At 69.3% G+C, this 17,632-nt stretch carries 20 protein-coding genes and 1 tRNA gene; 18 read left to right on the top strand and 3 right to left on the bottom strand.

Translation table 11 applies throughout. The features are described from left to right. Positions 1-46 precede the first annotated feature (46 nt). From CSC64_RS06115 to CSC64_RS06105, 3 genes are read left to right on the top strand one after another with little or no spacing between them, the layout of a single operon-like run. Entirely contained in the window at positions 47-1,387 is a 1,341-nt protein-coding gene (locus CSC64_RS06115; protein ID WP_238389786.1) for an MFS transporter, read from the top strand. Between the two features lie 38 nt (positions 1,388-1,425). Further along, positions 1,426-2,244, top strand: coding sequence for an inositol monophosphatase family protein (locus CSC64_RS06110; protein ID WP_202922324.1), 819 nt, complete (start codon positions 1,426-1,428; stop codon positions 2,242-2,244). Then, a complete protein-coding gene (locus tag CSC64_RS06105; protein WP_162434441.1) occupies positions 2,241-3,713 on the top strand; it encodes an alkaline phosphatase D family protein in 1,473 nt (490 codons plus the stop codon). The genes CSC64_RS06110 and CSC64_RS06105 overlap by 4 nt, the downstream gene beginning before the upstream one ends. Here CSC64_RS06105 and CSC64_RS06100 read toward each other — a convergent pair. Beyond that, a complete protein-coding gene (locus CSC64_RS06100; protein ID WP_162434440.1) occupies positions 3,679-5,688 on the bottom strand; it encodes a TonB-dependent receptor plug domain-containing protein in 2,010 nt (669 codons plus the stop codon). The two genes, CSC64_RS06105 and CSC64_RS06100, sit on opposite strands and share 35 nt — an antisense overlap. 178 nt (positions 5,689-5,866) lie before the next feature. Here CSC64_RS06100 and CSC64_RS06095 point away from each other — a divergent pair, with 178 nt between their 5' ends. From CSC64_RS06095 to CSC64_RS06040, 12 genes are all read left to right on the top strand, one after another. Then, positions 5,867-6,175, top strand: a complete 309-nt coding sequence (locus tag CSC64_RS06095; RefSeq protein WP_238389783.1) for a PepSY domain-containing protein — start codon at positions 5,867-5,869, stop codon at positions 6,173-6,175. Beyond that, positions 6,175-6,834: a response regulator transcription factor gene (locus CSC64_RS06090; protein ID WP_162434438.1), complete on the top strand. Its 660-nt coding sequence runs from the start codon at positions 6,175-6,177 to the stop codon at positions 6,832-6,834. The genes CSC64_RS06095 and CSC64_RS06090 overlap by 1 nt, the downstream gene beginning before the upstream one ends. Further along, the gene (locus CSC64_RS06085) at positions 6,831-8,198 is read left to right on the top strand and encodes a sensor histidine kinase (protein ID WP_238389782.1); all 1,368 of its coding nucleotides are present in this window, start codon (positions 6,831-6,833) and stop codon (positions 8,196-8,198) included. The genes CSC64_RS06090 and CSC64_RS06085 overlap by 4 nt, the downstream gene beginning before the upstream one ends. Positions 8,199-8,297: 99 nt before the next feature. Beyond that, positions 8,298-8,462 (top strand): periplasmic nitrate reductase, NapE protein, encoded by a 165-nt coding sequence (locus tag CSC64_RS06080; RefSeq protein WP_162434437.1) that lies wholly within the window; start codon positions 8,298-8,300, stop codon positions 8,460-8,462. A gap of 10 nt (positions 8,463-8,472) precedes the next feature. Then, complete coding sequence (gene napF, locus CSC64_RS06075) at positions 8,473-8,970, top strand: ferredoxin-type protein NapF (RefSeq protein ID WP_238389781.1); 498 nt, start codon at positions 8,473-8,475, stop codon at positions 8,968-8,970. Further along, complete coding sequence (locus CSC64_RS06070) at positions 8,967-9,275, top strand: chaperone NapD (RefSeq protein WP_162434435.1); 309 nt, start codon at positions 8,967-8,969, stop codon at positions 9,273-9,275. Before napF ends, CSC64_RS06070 begins: the two co-directional genes overlap by 4 nt. After that, positions 9,272-11,767 (top strand): periplasmic nitrate reductase subunit alpha, encoded by a 2,496-nt coding sequence (gene napA, locus CSC64_RS06065; RefSeq protein ID WP_162434434.1) that lies wholly within the window; start codon positions 9,272-9,274, stop codon positions 11,765-11,767. Before CSC64_RS06070 ends, napA begins: the two co-directional genes overlap by 4 nt. 16 nt (positions 11,768-11,783) lie before the next feature. Continuing rightward, positions 11,784-12,353 (top strand): nitrate reductase cytochrome c-type subunit, encoded by a 570-nt coding sequence (locus CSC64_RS06060; RefSeq protein ID WP_162434433.1) that lies wholly within the window; start codon positions 11,784-11,786, stop codon positions 12,351-12,353. A gap of 3 nt (positions 12,354-12,356) precedes the next feature. Continuing rightward, entirely contained in the window at positions 12,357-12,956 is a 600-nt protein-coding gene (locus CSC64_RS06055; protein ID WP_162434432.1) for a cytochrome c3 family protein, read from the top strand. Between the two features lie 269 nt (positions 12,957-13,225). Next, positions 13,226-14,620, top strand: coding sequence for a metal-dependent hydrolase family protein (locus tag CSC64_RS06050; protein ID WP_162434431.1), 1,395 nt, complete (start codon positions 13,226-13,228; stop codon positions 14,618-14,620). A gap of 114 nt (positions 14,621-14,734) precedes the next feature. Next, positions 14,735-15,007 (top strand): type II toxin-antitoxin system TacA family antitoxin, encoded by a 273-nt coding sequence (locus CSC64_RS06045; protein ID WP_162434430.1) that lies wholly within the window; start codon positions 14,735-14,737, stop codon positions 15,005-15,007. A gap of 3 nt (positions 15,008-15,010) precedes the next feature. Further along, positions 15,011-15,517: a GNAT family N-acetyltransferase gene (locus tag CSC64_RS06040; RefSeq protein ID WP_162434429.1), complete on the top strand. Its 507-nt coding sequence runs from the start codon at positions 15,011-15,013 to the stop codon at positions 15,515-15,517. 59 nt (positions 15,518-15,576) lie between these two features. Here the strand turns inward: CSC64_RS06040 and CSC64_RS06035 are convergent. After that, positions 15,577-15,653 (bottom strand) — tRNA-Met (locus CSC64_RS06035). Between the two features lie 113 nt (positions 15,654-15,766). Here CSC64_RS06035 and CSC64_RS06030 point away from each other — a divergent pair. From CSC64_RS06030 to bfr, 3 genes are all read left to right on the top strand, one after another. After that, a complete protein-coding gene (locus CSC64_RS06030) occupies positions 15,767-16,366 on the top strand; it encodes an RNA pyrophosphohydrolase (protein ID WP_162434428.1) in 600 nt (199 codons plus the stop codon). Between the two features lie 101 nt (positions 16,367-16,467). Further along, the gene (locus CSC64_RS06025) at positions 16,468-16,665 is read left to right on the top strand and encodes a (2Fe-2S)-binding protein (RefSeq protein ID WP_162434427.1); all 198 of its coding nucleotides are present in this window, start codon (positions 16,468-16,470) and stop codon (positions 16,663-16,665) included. Between the two features lie 116 nt (positions 16,666-16,781). After that, positions 16,782-17,252, top strand: a complete 471-nt coding sequence (gene bfr / locus CSC64_RS06020; RefSeq protein WP_162434426.1) for a bacterioferritin — start codon at positions 16,782-16,784, stop codon at positions 17,250-17,252. Here the strand turns inward: bfr and CSC64_RS06015 are convergent. Next, on the bottom strand, positions 17,225-17,632 hold a 408-nt coding region (locus CSC64_RS06015), incomplete at its 5' end, for an Hpt domain-containing protein (protein WP_162434425.1). The genes bfr and CSC64_RS06015 overlap by 28 nt on opposite strands.

The raw sequence follows: 17,632 nt of genomic DNA, 5'->3' as shown, positions 1-17,632 counted from the left end.
TGCGCGGGTCGCGCACGTCGCCATGCATTCCTGGGAGGGGAGCGTGATGGGATTCCTGAGGTTCTTCGCCACCGGTGCCGATCGCACACCGCTCGACGACAGCGGCCGGATCGCCGAGCTGTTCCGCAAGCACCGGATCCGGGTGATGCTCGCCATCACCCTGGGCTACGGCCTGATCTATACCTGCCGCCTGGCGCTGGGCGTGGTCAAGAAGCCGTTGATCGACGCAGGCGTGTTCTCGCCGGCCGACCTGGGGCTGATCGGCTCGGCGCTGTTCTACACCTACGCGATCGGAAAGCTGACCAATGGGTTCCTCGCCGACCACGCCAACATGAAGCGGTTCCTCGCTTTCGCCTTCATGATGACGGCGCTGTGCAACCTGGCGATGGGCTTTGCGACCACCCTGTGGCTGGCGGTGGTGCTGTGGGGACTCAATGGCTGGTTCCAGAGCTTCGGCGCGCCAGGCGGCGTGGTGGCGATGACCCACTGGTTCTCCAATCGCGAGCGCGGCCGCGCTTACGGTGTCTGGAGCACGGCGCATTCGATTGGCGAGGGCCTGACTTTCCTGGTGGTGGGCGTGGCCGTCAGTTCGCTGGGCTGGCGCTGGGGTTTCTGGGGTCCGGGCCTGATCGGCCTGTTCACCGCGCTGGGTTGCTACCTGCTGATCCAGGACCGGCCCGGCACGCTGGGCCTGCCCAACATCAACGACTGGAAGCAGGACCGCTACGACCAGGGCAACAAACCGGGTATGAAGTCGGTGCTGGCCCTGCAGCTGTCGATCCTGAAGATCCCGGCGATATGGGTGCTGTGCCTGGCCAGCGCGACCACCTACGTGACCCGCTACGCGATCAACTCGTGGGGAATCCTGTACCTGCAGGAAGCGCGTGGCTTCTCGCTGCCGGCAGCCGGCACGCTGCTGATGACCAGCACGCTGGCCGGCATCGCCGGCGCGGTCGCATTCGGCTTCATCTCGGACAAGTGGTTCGGCGCGCGCCGCCCGCCGGCCAACCTGCTGTTCGGAGTGCTCGAACTGACCGGGCTGTGCCTGTTCTTCTTCGGCCCCAACACCATGCCGATGCTGATCCTGTCGATGCTGCTGTTCGGCATGGGCCTGACTGGCCTGGTGACCTCGCTGGGCGGCCTGTTCGCGGTGGACATCGCGCCCAAGCGCGTGGCCGGCGCGACGATGGGCGTGATCGGCATCTTCAGCTACATCGGTGCCGCCGTGCAGGAACAGGTGTCGGGCAGCCTGATCGAGCGCGGCATGCAGGTGGTCGAAGGCGTGCGCACCTATGATTTCGGGCCGGTGATCTGGTTCTGGATCGGATCGTCGGTGGTTTCCATGCTGCTGGCGGCCAGCCTGTGGCGTACCCGCTTGCGCGACTGATCCGTTGCGCGGCTGACAGCGATCGAGGCGGTGAAGTGATGAGCGACGTGCTGCAGGCTTCCGACGAATTGAAGGCGATGATCCAGGCCGCACAGGCGGCCGGCGCCGGGCTGCAGGCGCATTTCGCGCGCCTGTCCGAACTGGGCGTGCGCGCCAAGAGCGGCCCGGCCGACCTGGTGTCCGTCGCCGACGAGGAAGCCGAGCGCACCACGCGCGCGATCCTGGCCCAGGCGCGCCCGGACTATGGCTTCCTCGGCGAGGAGGGCGGGACCTTCGGCGGCGGCGACGCGCGCCACCTGTGGATCGTCGATCCGCTCGACGGCACTACCAACTTCCTGTTCGGCAACCCGCTGTGGGGCGTCAACGTGGCGCTGGCCCGCGACGGCCAGGTGATCGCCGGGGTGACCTGGCTGCCGATGATCGACGAGCTGTACGTGGCCGAGCAGGGCAAGGGCTGCTGGCTCAACGGGCAACGGATCCACGTGTCCGCGCGGGGTACGCTGATCGAGTCGGTGCTCGCCTGCGGCATTCCGTTCGCGGGCAAGCCCGACCATCCGGTGTTCGCGCGCGAGATGGCCCTGCTCAGCGCCAAGGTCGCCGGCATCCGCCGCACCGGCGCCTGCGCGGTGGACATGGCCTGGGTCGCGGCCGGGCGCTGGGACGCTTACTGGGAACGGGCACTCAACGCCTGGGACATGGCACCGGGCGTGATCCTGGTGCAGGAAGCCGGTGGCGTGGCCAGCGCGGTGGACGGATCGCCGCTGGACCTGCACGGCCAGAACGTGTGCGTCTCCAACGGCGCCGTGCATGGCGTGCTGATCGACGTGCTCAACCAGGCGCGGGACGGTGGCGCATGAAGATTTCCCGACGCGGTTTCGCCAAACTGGGTGGCCTGGGCGGGCTGGTTGCGCTGCTGGGCCCCTGGTCGCGCGCGCAGGCCGAGGCGCTCGGCTACCCGCGCGCGCTGCAGGGGCCGATGATCGGAGCGCCCGGGCCGGATCATTTCAGCGTGTGGGTACGCGCCAGCGGCCTGTTCGACGTGACCCTGGAGTATTCGACCGACCGCGACTTCGCCAGTTTCGTCACCGGTCCGACGGCACGCGCCCGCGCCGACGACGAGGCCTGCGTGGTGCTGCGCGCCACCGGCCTGAAGCCCGATACCGCGTACTGGTACCGGCTGCGCTTCGATGGCGAGCTCGACCGCTTCCAGCCGCTGCCGCACCGCACCCGCACCGCGCCGGCCGGCGCGGCCGATTTCCGGATCGCGTTCGGCTCGTGCTGCCGGCTGCAGTACGACCCCGACCAGCGGATCTGGAATGCGGTGCGCGCGCTGGAGCCGGACATGTTCATCTGGCTGGGCGACAACATCTATGCCGACAGCGACCAGGTTCCGACCCTGGTCGACCAGTACGGCCGTGGCCGCGCGGTGGAGCGGCTGGAGCCGCTGCTGCGCTCCACCCCGCAGCTGGCGACCTGGGACGACCACGACTTCGGCTTCAACAACTCCGACGGCCGCAGCCCGTTCAAGGCGCAATCGCTGCGTGTATTCCGCAACTTCTGGGCCAATCCGTCGTATGGCGAGGCCGACAACCCCGGCGTCTACTTCAGGCAGCACTACGGCGGCGTGGATTTCTTCGTGCTCGACGGACGCTACCACCGCGACCCGACCGACCAGGTCGACGATGCCAACAAGACCATGCTTGGTGCGCGCCAGAAGGCCTGGCTCAAGCGCGAGCTCAAGGCTTCGCGCACGCCGTTCAAGGTGCTGGCCATCGGCGGTGGCTGGTCGTCGGCGGAGAACGAGGACGGCGGCGATTCCTGGGCCGTCTACCTGACCGAACGCAACGAGATCTTCGATTTCATCCGCGACGAGAACATCGGCGGGGTGGTGTGCATTTCCGGCGACTCGCACATGGGCGAGCTCAACTGCATTCCGCGTTCGGAGCAGGGCGGCTACGACATCTACGACCTATGTTCCTCGCCGCTGGCGCAGATGCCGGCCAACAAGAACATCCGCCAGGTGCCGGAAGTACGCGTGCGCGATACCTGGACCCGCTCGGTCAACGTCGGCCTGATGCGCTTCGACATGACCGGCGATACGCCCACGCTCACCTACGCCCTGCACGACGTGATGGGCGAGCCGGTGTGGGACCCGCTGGTGCTGACCCCGGACGACCTGCGCAACGGCGTGCGTACCTGGGACCGCAAGTCCGATCCGAAGGAGCTGGAGCGGCTGCAGCGCTTCCGCGAGGGCAAGGGCTACTACGGCTTCGATCCGCCCGAGGGCTGGCCTAGCCGCCCACACTACGACGGATCGTCAGACTGACCGTCCCGGGCGAGACGCGCTTGCGCAGTTCGGTATCGGACACCGGGCCGTCGGCGCGGGTGTCGTCCCAGTTCCAGCGCTGCTCGCGGAAGTCGCGTCCGAACAGGTCGGTGACTTCAGCCCGCAACCGCCAGTGCTCGCCCATGCGGCGCTCGGCGAACAGGGTCCAGCCGGCGTCCTCAGACTCGCGGGTGACGCGGTCGTAGCGGTACTTGGTCTCGCGCTCGCCCAGGTGTTCGAGCAGGATGCCCCAATTGAGCTGCAGCGACGCCAGCTCCTGGGTGAACTCGATTTCGCCTTCGAACGGCTTCTCTTCCGAAATCCCGCGCGCCTGTCCGGTCACCGGGTCGGTGACCGTGCTCGTGCGCCACAGCGCTGTGGTGCGCAGGCGCGCATTGGGCAGTACGGCGATCGGCACCGACAGGTCCAGCGACAGCGTGTCGCGACGGCCGTCGCCGATGTTGCCGGGCGCATCGAAGATCTCGTCGCCCTGCTGCACCAGCACCCGGTCGACCACGTCGCTGATCCGGTCGTGGGTCCAGCCCAGGGTCACCGCCGCGTCCTCGCTGAAATGGTGTTCCCAGGAGAACGCGGTGCGCCAGCTGCTGTCCGGCTTCAGCTGCGCGTTGCCCGCGCTGATCGTGCCGCCTTCCAGCGAGGCCGATGCGGCGAAGTCGGAGAAGTCCAGCTGGCCGACCTCGCGCGAGACCGACAGGCGCCACTGGTTGGCCTCGTCCGGATTCCAGCGCAGCGCGACGCGCGGCTTGGGATAGGTGAAGCGGCGTTCGAGGTCTTCGTCGCCGGTCTGGGCCAGGTCCGATTTCTCCAGGCGCATGCCCGCCTCCAGGGTCCAGTCGTCGGCCGGCTGCCAGGTCAGGCCTGCGGCCGCCTCGATGCGGCGTTCGCTCACGCGCACCTGAGATCCGGGGACCTCCACGACTCCGCCGTTCTCCAGCAGGCGGTTGTGGCGCTCCAGGAAATTGTCGGCGCCCTCGATGCTGGCGTTGAATGCCAGCGTGTCGGAGGTCGCATGGGTCAGGTCCAGGCGGGCGATGGTTTCGCCGCTGCGCCCGTCCTCGTCGAAGCGTTCCTCGTCATCGCCCTCGCGCGACTCCTCCACGTTGTCGATATCCGCACGCTGGCGGCTGGCCATCATCTCCAGCGTGCTGCGGCCGCGCATCTGCAGCACATAGCGTGCCCCCAGCTCGGTTTCGCGGTAGGTCTCACGTTCGCGGCTGACCTGGTCGTCCTCATCGCCGCCGCTGATCGTGCCGTCGGTGTCGGTGTACTCCGCGCGCGCGGCGCCGACCAGGCTCAACTGGCCTGCGCCGAGCGGTCGCCGCCAGCTCGCGCTGGCTTCTTCCTTGCGCTTGGTGGTGCGCGTGTCCCAGTCGCTGCGCACGCTGTCGCCGCCGATGTCCTGCTCCACGATGCTGCCCTTGCCGGTGTCGTCGTCCAGTTCCGGTTCCAGCTTCAGGCTCAGGTCCAGCGCCTGCCCGTTCCAGCGACGGCCGTACTCCAGCTCGCCCTGCGGAGCGATCCAGCCATCCGGCGAGGCGCTCAGCCCGGCCTCCAGCGCCAGTTCGGTACTGGCATCGCTGCGGCGCACGACATTGGCCAGCACCGGGTAACCGCCCATGTCCACACCGGGCGTGCCAGCCTGGATCAGCTCGATGCGCTCCACCGAACGCGCCGGGATGCGCTTGAGCAGGCCGGCCAGGCTCTCGCGCTTGCTCGTGGGGCGCGCCCCGTCGAACAGCACGTTGCCGGAGGCACCGGCATAGCCACGCACGTCGGCATCGGCTTCGACCAGGGTGAAGCCGGGAAGCCGCAGGACCATGTCGTAGGCATTGGCGGGCGCGTTGTCGCTGAAGTACCCGGGCAGGTAGGCGCTGCGCCCGTCCTGGGCGGGGGCCGCGTCCTGCGCATGGGCCTGGAAGGCGCAGGCGGCCGCCAGCAGCAGGCAGCGGTGCATGAGGGTGTGTTTCCTGTCTGGGCGCATGGGCGACCGATTCCCGGAGAATGGCCGGCAGGCTAGACTGGCGCCGCTGACATGCCGTCGACTGCGCATGTCAGGTCGCTGTCAGGAAGCCTTCCCCATGCTCGGCGCCATGAACACGACAGCCAAGACCACCTCCCGGACGGCGTCGCGCATGCGACGCCGCGCTCCCCTCCTGATCCTGGCCGCGCTGCTGGCCATGGTGCCGGCGCACCAGGCGCTGGCCGACAAGGACGACCACATCGAAGCGCGCGAGCTGCTCAGGCGCGGCGAGATCGTGCCGCTGGCGCGGATCCTCGACGTCGTCCAGCAGCGCGTGCCCGGCGACGTGATCGAAGTCGAGCTCGAACGCGAGGACGGCCTGTGGGAATACAAGGTCAAGGTGCTGACGCCCACCGGGCGCGTGCGCAAGCTCTACCTGGACGCGCGCAACGGCGCGGTGCTGAAGATCAAGGATGATTGATGCGTTGCCTGGTGGTCGAGGACGAACCTGAGATCCGCGCCGACTTGGCGCGCGCGCTGGAGGCGGCCGGCTTCACTGTCGACGCGGTGGGCGATGGCGAGTCCGCCTGGTTCCAGGGCGACGTCGAGGACTACGACGTGGCCGTGCTCGACCTGGGCTTGCCGCGCCTGGATGGCCTGAGCGTGCTGCGTCGCTGGCGCACCGCCGGCCGCGCGTTCCCGGTGATCGTGGTGTCCGCGCGCGGCGACTGGACCGAGAAGGTCGAGGGCATCGAGGCCGGCGCCGACGATTACCTGGCGAAGCCTTTCCAGATGGGAGAGCTGGTGGCGCGCGTGCGCGGGGTCGTGCGGCGTGGCGCCGGCCGGCTTTCGCCCACGCTGGTGGCCGGGCGGCTGCGCCTGGATACCGTGCGCATGACCGCGACCTTCGACGGTGCGCCGGTGCGGATCTCGCCGCTGGAGTTCCGGCTGCTCGACCACCTCGCGCACCAGGCCGGCCGCGCCGTGTCCGCCGGCGAGCTGGCCGAGCATCTCTACGGCGTGGACGGCAGCGGCGATGCCAACGCGATCGAGGCGATCGTGGCGCGCCTGCGCCGCAAGTTCGGCAACGATCTCATCCGCACCCGTCGCGGCTTCGGCTACCTGCTGGAGGGCGAGTGATCGCACGCTCCCTGCGCTGGCGGCTGCTGCTGGCCGCGGCCGGTGCGATCCTGCTCGCGCTCGCCCTCGCATGGGTGTTCATGACCCTGCTGTTCGAGCGCCATCTGGAGCGCCGGCTCGAAGCGGAGATGACCCGGGACGCGCTGGGCCTGGTGGCGGACCTGGTGTTCGATGCGCAGGGCCGGCTGGCGCTGGAGCGCCAGCCCGGCGATGCGCGCATGGACAAGCCGGCGGGCGGCTACTACTGGCAGGTGTCCTCGCCGGCCGGCGTGCTGCGCTCGCGCTCGCTGTGGGACAGCGTGCTGCCGGTTCCACCGCAGGTGCCCACCGATGGGTGGCGGCTGCAGCGTCGGCCTGGTCCGTTCGAGCAGCCGGCCATGGTGCTGGAGCGCACGCTGCAGTTCGATTCCGACCGCCCTGCAGTGGTGGTGCAACTGGCCCAGGACACCGCCGCGCTGTCCACCGCCCGCGGCGAGTTCGGCCGCGAGCTGGCGGTGTTCCTGCTGCTGCTGTGGTGCGTGCTCACCGCGGCGGCCTGGCTGCAGGTCAGTGTCGGCCTGCGCCCGCTGCGGCGCATCCCGGCCGGGCTCGAAGCGCTGGAGCGCAGCGCCGATGCGCGCCTGCCGCCGCAGTCGCTGCAGGAGGTGCAACCGCTGGTGGATTCGATCAACGCGCTCGCCGACGCGCGGCAGAAGGACCTGGAGCAGGCGCGCCGCCGTGCCTCGGACCTGGCACACGGCCTGAAGACCCCGCTGGCCGCGCTGGCCGCGCAGAGTCGGCGTGCGCGCGAGGCCGGGGCGACAGAAGCGGCCGATGGGATGGAGCAGGCGATCTCCACGATCAAGCTGGTGGTCGACGGCGAGCTGGCGCGCATGCGCCTGGCGCGCTTGCGCCGGAGCCGTGGCAGCGCCGACGTCGGCGAGGTGGTGGAACGCCTGGCCAGCGTGATCGAGCACACCGAGAAGGGCGAGACGCTGGCGCTTGGCATCGACATCGCAGCGGGCCTGCGCTTGCCGCTCGAACCCGAGCAGCTGTCGGAGATCATGGGCGCTCTGATGGAGAACGCCGCACGCCACGCGGTCCGCCAGATCCGGGTGACGGCGGCACCCACCGCCACCGGCGTGCGCGCGGCGGTGGAAGACGACGGTCCGGGCTTGCCGCCTGCGCGGCTGCACGCGCTGCAGCACGACCGGGGCGATCTGCTCGACAGCAGCGGCTACGCCGGCGACGGGCTGGGACTGCTCATCGTCCGCGACCTGGTCGGTTCGAGCCAAGGCAGGCTGCAGTTCGCTACATCGACCCTGGGCGGCCTGCAGGTCGCGATCGACTGGCAGGCAGCGGGTTCCCGGGAATCGAACGCCTGATCGCCGCCTCGCGGCGCGCAATGCAGGCGCCGTACCCCTGTGGTAGCCTTCGGCCAAAGCAACGCACTGCTGCGTTCCCAACCTGCAAAGGCCAGGCACATGGAGCAGAACGGCCAGGAAGTCCGGACCCGCAACCAGGAGCGCATCGCGTTCCTGTTGCTGGTGGGAGTGATCTTTCCGCTGCTGGCGATCATGATCGTCGCCGGCTACGGCTTTTTGGTGTGGATGTGGCAGGTGTTCTTCGCCGGGCCGCCGACCGCGTGAGCCGATGGCCGTGTCCGCTCCCCTGACCCGCCGTGCCTTGCTCTTCGGTCGCACCGCGCCCGCGGCTCCGGCGCTGCGCCCGCCGTGGGCGCTGGCCGAGGCCGCCTTCGCCTCCCGCTGCACGCGCTGCGACGCCTGCGTGCGCGCCTGCCCCGAGCAGGTGCTCGCGCGCGGGCCCGACGGATTGCCGCGCTTCGACGCCGTTGCCGGCGAATGCACCTTCTGCGGCGACTGCGCGGCGGCCTGCGCCACCGGCGCACTCGACGCCACCCTCTCCCCGCCCTGGGAGCTGCGCGCCCGGGTCGGCGACGGCTGCCTGCCGGCGCACGGCGTGGTCTGCGCCAGCTGCCGCGAGATCTGTCCCGAGTCCGCGATCCGGGTCCCGCCCGGCGGGCGCGGCGCGGCCGTGGTCGACGCCGAGCGCTGCAGCGGCTGCGGCGCCTGCGTCGGCATCTGCCCCACCGCCGCGATCGCCCTTTCACATGCGCCGCTGGAGGTGCCGGCATGAGCGCCCCGGCACGCGACGACGAGGTCCACATCGCCAGCTTCGTGGTCCAGCACCGCGACGACGCCGGCGCCGCACTGGCCGCGATGGTGGCCGCGCAGGCCGACCTGGAACTGGCCCTGTCCAGCCCGACCCGCAGCGTCGTGCTGTGCGAGACGGCCGACCGCCACGCGGTGATGGACCGCGTCGACCAGCTCAAGGAGGTCCCCGGCGTGCTGAACGTCCTGCTGGTCCACCACCATGCCGAGCCGCGCCACGCGCTCGACGAACCCCTGCCCACCGCCACCGCGAGCGGAGCCCACGCATGAGCACCACACGTCGCGATTTCATCCGCAGCAGCGCCATCGCCACCGCCGCGGCCGCCGCCGGCCTGCCGCTGCCCGGCGGCGGCAGCAACCTCATCACCGAAGGCGACCTGACCTCGCTGAAATGGAGCAAGGCGCCGTGCCGCTACTGCGGCACCGGCTGCGGGGTGAACGTGGCCGTGCGCGACGGGCGCGTGGTCGCCACCCACGGCGACGTGCATTCGGAGGTCAACCGCGGCATCAACTGCGTCAAGGGCTACTTCCTGTCCAAGGTGATGTACGGCGAGGACCGCCTGACCAAACCGCTGCTGCGCAAGAAGAACGGCGCCTACGCCAAGGACGGGGACTTCACTCCGGTGGAGTGGGACGAGGCCTTCGACGTGATGGCCGAGCAGTTCAAGAAGGTGCTCAAGGCCAAGGGCGGCGACGGCATCGGCATGTTCGGCTCGGGCCAGTGGACGATCTGGGAGGGCTACGCGGCCAACAAGCTGATGAAGGCCGGCTTCCGCAGCACCCACATCGCCCCCAACGCGCGGCACTGCATGGCCTCGGCGGTGATGGGCTTCATGCGCCCCTTCGGCATGGACGAGCCGATGGGCTGCTACGACGACATCGAGGCCGCCGACGCGTTCGTGCTGTGGGGCTCGAACATGGCCGAGATGCACCCGATCCTGTGGACCCGGGTCACCGACCGCCGGCTGTCGAACCCGCACGTCAAGGTCGCGGTGATGTCGACCTTCGAGCACCGCAGCTTCGAGCTGGCCGACATCCCGATCGTGTTCAAGCCGCAGACCGACCTGTACATCCTCAACTACATCGCCAACCACATCATCCAGTCCGGCAACGTCAACAAGGCCTTCGTCGACAGCCGGCTGAACTTCAAGCGCGGCAACACCAACATCGGCTACGGCCTGCGCCCGGAGCACCCGCTGGAGCAGGCGGCCGAGAACGCCGACGACCCGGGCGGCGGCGAGCCGATCACGTTCGAGGAATTCGCCGAGTTCGTGAAGCCGTACACGCTGGAGAAGACCGCGGAGATGAGCGGCGTGGACCGCGGCTGGCTGCAGCAGCTGGCCGAGCTGTACGCCAACCCGGAGGTGAAGGTCACCTCGTTCTGGACCATGGGCTTCAACCAGCACACCCGCGGGGTGTGGGCCAACAACATGGTCTACAACATCCACCTGCTGACCGGGAAGATCTCCACCCCGGGCAACAGCCCGTTCTCGCTGACCGGGCAGCCCTCGGCCTGCGGCACCGCGCGCGAGGTCGGCACCTTCAGCCACCGCCTGCCGGCGGACCTGGCGATCGCCAACCCCGAGCACCGCAAGTTCGCCGAAGGCATCTGGAAGATCCCGGAGGGCACGCTCAACCCCAAGCCGGGCTACCACGCCGTGCAGCAGAACCGCATGCTGCGCGACGGCAAGCTCAACGCCTACTGGGTGCAGGTCAACAACAACATGCAGGCCTCGGCCAACATCCTCGAGGAGGCCTGGCCGGGCTACCGCAACCCGGACAACTTCATCGTCGTCTCCGACGCCTATCCCACCGTCACCTGCCAGGCGGCCGACCTGATCCTGCCCACCGCGATGTGGGTGGAGAAGGAGGGCGCCTACGGCAATGCCGAGCGCCGCACCCAGTTCTGGCACCAGATGGTCGACGCGCCGGGCGACGCGAAGTCGGACCTGTGGCAGCTGATGGAGTTCTCCAAGCGTTTCACCACCGACGAGTGCTGGCCGGCCGAACTGCTGGCGGCCAACCCGGAGTTCAAGGGCAAGACCCTGTTCGAAGTGCTGTTCGCCAACGGCCAGGTCGACAGCTTCCCGCTCTCGGACATCGAAGAAGGCTATTCCAACCACGAGTCCGAGCACTTCGGCTTCTACGTGCAGAAGGGCCTGTTCGAGGAATACGCCACCTTCGGCCGCGGCCACGGCCACGACCTGGCGCCGTTCGAGATGTACCACCAGGCCCGCGGCCTGCGCTGGCCGGTGGTGGACGGCAAGGAGACCCGCCGCCGCTACATCGAGGGTGCCGACCCGTACGTGAAGCCGGGCGAGGGCCACAAGTTCTACGGCTTCCCCGACAACCGCGCGGTGGTGTGGGCGCTGCCGTACGAGCCGCCGGCCGAGTCGCCCGACGCCGACTACGACATGTGGCTGGTCACCGGGCGGGTGCTGGAGCACTGGCACTCCGGCTCGATGACCATGCGCATCCCCGAGCTGTACCGCTCGTTCCCGGCCGCGTGCGTGTTCATGAACCCGGACGACGCGCGCGCGCGCGGCCTCAAGCGCGGCGACGAGGTGCGGGTGGTGTCGCGGCGCGGGGAGATGCGTTCGCGGGTGGAGACGCGCGGCCGCAACCGGATGCCCAAGGGCGTGATCTTCGTGCCCTGGTTCGACGCCGGCCAGCTGATCAACAAGGTCACGCTCGACGCGACCGACCCGATCTCCAAGCAGACCGACTTCAAGAAGTGCGCGGTCAAGGTCGTCACGGCCTAGGCCCAGGAGGATTCCCATGCGCAACAAACCCCTGGTGGTCGTGGTCGCGCTGGTGGCGCTGCTGTCGGTGCTGGTGTTCGCCGCCGGCTGGATGTTCGGCAGCAAGCGTTCCGGTGGCGACGAGGCCACGCCGGCCACGGCCAGCGTGCCGGTGGACGCACGCGCCATCTTCATCCCCGGCGGCGGCCAGATCGACGCGATCCGCCGCGGCGTCCCGGTCGACAAGGAAGGCCACCCGCCGCCGATGGCACGGGTGGAGAACACCGACATCCGCCGGGTGCGCAACTACCCGATGCAGCCGCCGACCATCCCGCACACCATCGACGGCTACCAGGTGGACCTCAACAGCAACCGCTGCATGCTCTGCCACGGCCGCTCCAACGCCGCCACCTTCCAGGCACCCCCGGTCAGCGTGACCCACTACATGGACCGCGACGCCCAGTTCCTGGCCACGATCTCGCCGCGGCGCTACTTCTGCAGCCAGTGCCACGTGGTCCAGACCGATGCGCCCACGCTGGTGGCCAACGGCTTCAAGGACATCGACAGCGTGCTGGCGGCCGAAGCGCCGCCATCGGGAGGGCACTGAACCATGTGGGCGAAGACCAAGGCCTGGGTACGGTCGACCTGGCGGACGCTGCGTTCGCCCAGCCGCTACTACAGCCTGGGCTTCCTGACCGTGGCCGGGTTCGTCGCCGGGATCCTGTTCTGGGGCGGATTCAACACCGCGCTGGAGGCGACCAATACCGAGAAGTTCTGCACCAGCTGCCACGAGATGCGCGACAACGTGTTCCAGGAGCTGAAGAGCACCATCCACTACACCAACCGCTCCGGCGTGCGCGCCACCTGCCCGGACTGCCACGTGCCGCACAACTGGACCGACAAGATCGCGCGCAAGATGCAGGCCTCCAAGGAGGTCTGGGGCAAGATCTTCGGCACCATCAACACCCGCGAGAAATTCCTCGACGAACGCCTGGTGCTGGCCGGCCACGAATGGTCGCGACTGAAGGCCAACGACTCGCTGGAATGCCGCAACTGCCATGACTTCGACTCGATGGACCTGACCCGGCAGAGCCCGCGCGCGGCGCAGATCCACGGCCTGTGGCTGCGCACCGGCGAGCGCACCTGCATCGACTGCCACAAGGGCATCGCCCACCAGCTGCCGAACATGGCGGGAGTGCCGCAAGGCTAGGCCGGATTCGGCGGGCAACCAGCTGGTGCTCGCCGCCGACGTCGGCGGCCTGCTGGGCATGGGCCGGGACGGCGGGGAGGATGGCGACGTGTTCCGCTTCCAGGCCTCGCTCAAGTACGACTTCATCCGCTGAATACCGGGCGGCCACGGCGAGGCGGCGCCCGCGGACGGGGCGACGGTCGGCTTGCCGGAGCCCCGGCTGCACAGCGGTCACGCATACGTGCGTGGATGTATGTCATTTTGTGGTGGCCCACTTCTGGAGAGCGAGAATGCGCATCCTTGTCCGAAGCCCGCTGGCGGCGGCCTGCCTGCTCGTCGCGGCCTGCACCGGTGATGTCGCCACCCCCGGCTCCACCGCTACCCGGGCGGAGCCTGCACAGGCCGCCGCCGCGCCTGCGGCAAGCGCCGCGCCGCAGGCGGTGCTGTTCCGCAACGTCCGCGTCTTCGACGGCGTGTCCGGCGGCCTTTCCGGCGCGCAGGACGTGCTGGTCCGCGGCAACCGGATCGAACGCATCGCCGCGGGACTGGAAGCCGAATCCGGCGCGCAGGTGATCGACGGCGGCGGGCGGGTGCTCATGCCCGGCCTGATCGACGCGCACTGGCACAGCATGATGGCCGCCCCGCCGCTGGCCGCGATCCTGGGCGGCGACGAGCGCTACCTGACCGCGATCGCCGCCGCCGAATCCACCCGCACCCTGATGCGCGGCTTCACCAGCGTGCGCGACGTCGGCGGCAACTCCTTCGGCCTCAAGCGGGCAGTGGACGAAGGCGTGCTGCCCGGCCCGCGCATCTACGCGGCCGGTGCGATGATCAGCGTGACCAGCGGCCACGGCGACTTCCGCCAGGCCGGTGACCTGCCACGGACGATGGGCGCGCCCGGCCCCACCGACATGGACGGCGACACCGCCATCGCCGACAGCCCCGATGAGGTGCGCATGCGCGTGCGCGAGCAGCTCATGCGCGGCGCCGCGCAGGTCAAGCTGACCGCCGGCGGCGGTGTGTCCTCGCCGCACAGCCCGCTGGATGCGATCACCTTCACCCCGGCCGAACTGCGAGCGGCGACCGAGGCGGCCGGCAACTGGGGCACCTACGTCACCGTGCACGCCTACACCGCCGAAGCGGTGCGCCAGGCGGTGGAGGCGGGGGTCAAGGTCATCGAGCACGGCAGCCTGATGGACGAAGACACCGCGCGCCTGCTCGCGCAGAAGGGCGTCTGGCTGAGCATCCAGCCGTTCCCCGACGCGCTGGCAGAAGCGTTCCCGCCGGGCTCGTTCGAGCGGCAGAAGGCCGACGAGGTGTTCGCCGGCAACAACCACGCCTACGACCTGGCGAAGAAGTACAAGCTCAAGACCGCCTGGGGCACCGACGTGCTGTTCTCCGCTGCACTGGCGGCGCAGCAGGGCGCGATCCTGGCCAGCCTGACCCGCTGGTACACCCCGGCCGAGGCACTGGTCATGGCCACCGGCACCAACGGCGAACTGCTGCAGCTGAGCGGCAAGCGCAATCCCTACCCGGGCGAGGTCGGCGTGGTGAAGGAAGGCGCGCTCGCCGATCTGCTGCTGGTCGACGGCGACCCGACCGTGGACATCTCGCTGGTCACCCGGCCCGAGCAGAGCTTCAAGGTGATCATGAAGGACGGGGTGGTCTACAAGGACACGCTGTAGGGCGACCGCTACGCGCACCGCCTCGTCTGCCGCAGGGCTGGTTTCCCGTTGGGTGGCGTTGCCCGCCCCACAGGTTGTGTATACAATGTGTGCACAGCCTCAGGAGTGCTGTGCATGCCCGCCGCCGCCACCAAGACCATCAACTTCCGGGCGCCTGCCGCCAAGCAGGCGTTGATCGACCGTGCCGCGGAGGTGTCCGGCAAGAACCGCACCGAGTTCATCCTGGACGCGTCCTGCGAGAAGGCGCGCGAAGTGCTGGCCGACCAGACCCACTTCGTGGCCAGCCGCAAGGTCATGCAGCGGTTCAACGAGTTGGTGGAAGCGCCCCTCGCCGACCCCGAGGCGTTGCGCCGACTGCTGGACACGCCGGCGCCCTGGGAGCGTTGACCCTTGGCGATCAGCGCGCCTGGCCTGCTGGACGACACGCATCGGCTGGACGGCTTCCGCTGTGCATCGCCCGGACTCACCCGCTGGCTGATCGAACGTGCGCGCAAGAACCACCAGGACGGGGCTTCCCGTTGCTTCGTCGTCTGCGACGAGCGGCGTGACGTGGTCGGCTACTACGCGCTCGCTGCAGGATCGCTGTCGCATGAGGCCGCGCCGGGCAGCGTCCGGCGCAACATGCCAGACCCGATTCCCGTCGCGGTACTGGGCCGCCTGGCCGTGCATGAGGACTGGGCGGGCCGCGGCGTCGGCAGCGGCCTGCTGAAGGATGCCGTTCTGCGGGTCGCGCTCACTGCGCAGGAACTGGGCATTCGCGCCCTGCTCTGTCATGCCAGCGACGAGACCGCGAGAGCCTTCTACCTGCAACGCGGCTTTATTCCTTCACCCATCGAGCCGTTGACGGTGATGTTGAGCCTGCCGCACCTGCTGGAGGCGCTTCGTCGCACTCGATGAGCTGGTGCGGGCGGAACTCCCTGAAACGCAAAAGCCCCGCATCGGCGGGGCTTTCGATATGGTGGCTATGGGTGGACTCGAACCACCGACCCCAGCATTATGAGTGCTGTGCTCTAACCGGCTGAGCTACATAGCCACGCGGAGAACCGCGAATTCTTCACCTTCCCGACCGCGGTGTCAATGCGCCGCTTGTCGGCCCGCCGGGGCCATGGCAGAGTCGGGACAGTCGAATTTTCTGGAGTCCGCATCGTGATCGATCCGGACGGATACAGGCCGAACGTCGGCATCGTCCTGATGCGCGCGGATGGCCAGGTGTTCTGGGCGCGCAGGGTGCGCCGGGATGGCTGGCAGTTCCCGCAGGGGGGCATGCGCAGCGACGAGACCCCGACCGAGGCCATGTACCGCGAGCTGCACGAGGAGACCGGCCTGTCGCCCGAGCACGTGGAACTGCTCGGCGCCACGCCCGGCTGGCTGCGCTATCGCCTGCCGGGGCGGGCGGTCCGCCGCGGTGGCGAGGGGCCGGTGTGCATCGGCCAGAAGCAGGTCTGGTTCCTGCTGCGCCTGGTCGGGGACGAGTCGCTGGTCCGCTTCGATGCCACCGAGACCCCGGAATTCGACCACTGGCGCTGGGTCGACTTCTGGTATCCGGTCGAGCATGTGGTCAGTTTCAAGCGCGGGGTCTACGCCCGGGCGCTGCGCCACCTGGCGCCGGTGGCCGAAAGCACGGGGGCCGCCCTGCAGCAGATGTCCGCGGCGGCGCTGGAGGCCTGGCTGCCGGGCAGCAATGCCGGCCACGACCGCCCAAGGCGCAGGCCGCGGGGCGCACGCGGGCGTCGTTCATCTGGCTGAACGACCGGAGGCGGGCCAGCGGCCGATGCGACTCCCTCACAATTGACAACGATTCTCATCCTTGCTGGAATGGCGCCAGCCTTCCCGCCGGACCCGCCCCCGTGTACGTCTGCCTCTGCAACGGTGTCACCGACCGCCACATCCGCGAAGCCGTGGACAAGGGCTGCAGCAGCGTCGGCGAGCTGACCATGCGCACCGGCTGCGGGGCCAGCTGCGGTTCCTGCCTGGACATGGCCTCCGAGATGATCGAGCAGATGCGCGCCGAGCTGCCGCTGCCGGTCCTGGCCTGCGCGGCCTGAGCCGCGTTCCCGGCCGGCGCGGCAGGCGCCGGCGAATGAGCACGATTCGCGTTACTTCGCCGCCACGCGCGGCGCGCTAGAGTGCGTGCGTTTCCCGCAACACGGAGCGCGATGCCATGAGAGGCGACGCCAAGGTCATCGAGTACCTCAACAAGGCGCTGTACAACGAACTCACCGCGATCAACCAGTACTTCCTGCACGCCAAGATGCTGAAGAACTGGGGCCTGAAGGAGCTGGCCGAGCACGAGTACAAGGAGTCGATCGACGAGATGCGGCACGCCGACTGGCTCGCCGAACGCATCCTGTTCCTCGAAGGACTGCCCAACTTCCAGGCACTGGGCAAGCTGCGCATCGGCGAGACGCCGCGCGAACTGCTGGAGTGCGACCTGGCGCTGGAGATGGAAGGCATCCCGCTGCTGCGCGAGGCGGTGGCCTACGCCGATTCGATCGGCGACTACGTCAGCCGCCAGCTGTTCGTGAAGATCCTCGACAACGAGGAAGAGCACGTGGACTGGCTGGAAACCCAGCTCGACCTGATCGGGCGGATCGGCGAGCCCAACTACCTGTTGAGCAAGCTCGAGGACTGAACCGGGGCCTGGCTGGCCGAGAGCCAGCCCTGCAGGGCCACGCGCGCGCGCGCGTATTCGGCGATGAGCAGGGCCACGGCCACCGCCGGCCGTTCCAGCGCGTGGGCGCGGGCGCCCAGTTCGATCCGCTTGGCCGCGCCGGACAGCGCCAGCGCACCGACGTTGGCGCTGGACGACTTCAGCGCGTGCGCGGCCTCGCGCATCACTTCCAGGTCGGGGATCGCCGAGGCCTGTTCCATCAGCCGGATCAGGCGCGGCGCGTCCTCCAGGAACAGGTTGACGATCGACAGCGCTTCGTCGCCGGCGATCTCGCGCAGTTCGTCCAGCATTTCCGGCTCGAGCACCGGCGGCGGGGGCGGCTGCGCCGAAGGCGCGTCCTC

It is taken from the genome of Pseudoxanthomonas koreensis, assembly GCF_010093225.1.
GTDB lineage: Bacteria > Pseudomonadota > Gammaproteobacteria > Xanthomonadales > Xanthomonadaceae > Pseudoxanthomonas > Pseudoxanthomonas koreensis.
The sequence above is the reverse complement of the archived record's forward strand: the minus strand, read 5'-3'. Positions and strand labels throughout refer to the sequence as shown.

Excerpts from the sequence above, each read along its gene's own strand:
- CSC64_RS06115 (WP_238389786.1), top strand. The coding sequence starts at position 47 with ATGGGATTCCTGAGGTTCTTCGCCACCGGTGCCGATCGCACACCGCTC.
- CSC64_RS06110 (WP_202922324.1), top strand. The coding sequence starts at position 1,426 with ATGAGCGACGTGCTGCAGGCTTCCGACGAATTGAAGGCGATGATCCAG.
- CSC64_RS06105 (WP_162434441.1), top strand. The coding sequence starts at position 2,241 with ATGAAGATTTCCCGACGCGGTTTCGCCAAACTGGGTGGCCTGGGCGGG.
- CSC64_RS06100 (WP_162434440.1), bottom strand. The coding sequence starts at position 5,688 with ATGCACCGCTGCCTGCTGCTGGCGGCCGCCTGCGCCTTCCAGGCCCAT.
- CSC64_RS06095 (WP_238389783.1), top strand. The coding sequence starts at position 5,867 with ATGCGACGCCGCGCTCCCCTCCTGATCCTGGCCGCGCTGCTGGCCATG.
- CSC64_RS06090 (WP_162434438.1), top strand. The coding sequence starts at position 6,175 with ATGCGTTGCCTGGTGGTCGAGGACGAACCTGAGATCCGCGCCGACTTG.
- CSC64_RS06080 (WP_162434437.1), top strand. The coding sequence starts at position 8,298 with ATGGAGCAGAACGGCCAGGAAGTCCGGACCCGCAACCAGGAGCGCATC.
- CSC64_RS06070 (WP_162434435.1), top strand. The coding sequence starts at position 8,967 with ATGAGCGCCCCGGCACGCGACGACGAGGTCCACATCGCCAGCTTCGTG.
- napA (WP_162434434.1), top strand. The coding sequence starts at position 9,272 with ATGAGCACCACACGTCGCGATTTCATCCGCAGCAGCGCCATCGCCACC.
- CSC64_RS06060 (WP_162434433.1), top strand. The coding sequence starts at position 11,784 with ATGCGCAACAAACCCCTGGTGGTCGTGGTCGCGCTGGTGGCGCTGCTG.
- CSC64_RS06055 (WP_162434432.1), top strand. The coding sequence starts at position 12,357 with ATGTGGGCGAAGACCAAGGCCTGGGTACGGTCGACCTGGCGGACGCTG.
- CSC64_RS06050 (WP_162434431.1), top strand. The coding sequence starts at position 13,226 with ATGCGCATCCTTGTCCGAAGCCCGCTGGCGGCGGCCTGCCTGCTCGTC.
- CSC64_RS06045 (WP_162434430.1), top strand. The coding sequence starts at position 14,735 with ATGCCCGCCGCCGCCACCAAGACCATCAACTTCCGGGCGCCTGCCGCC.
- bfr (WP_162434426.1), top strand. The coding sequence starts at position 16,782 with ATGAGAGGCGACGCCAAGGTCATCGAGTACCTCAACAAGGCGCTGTAC.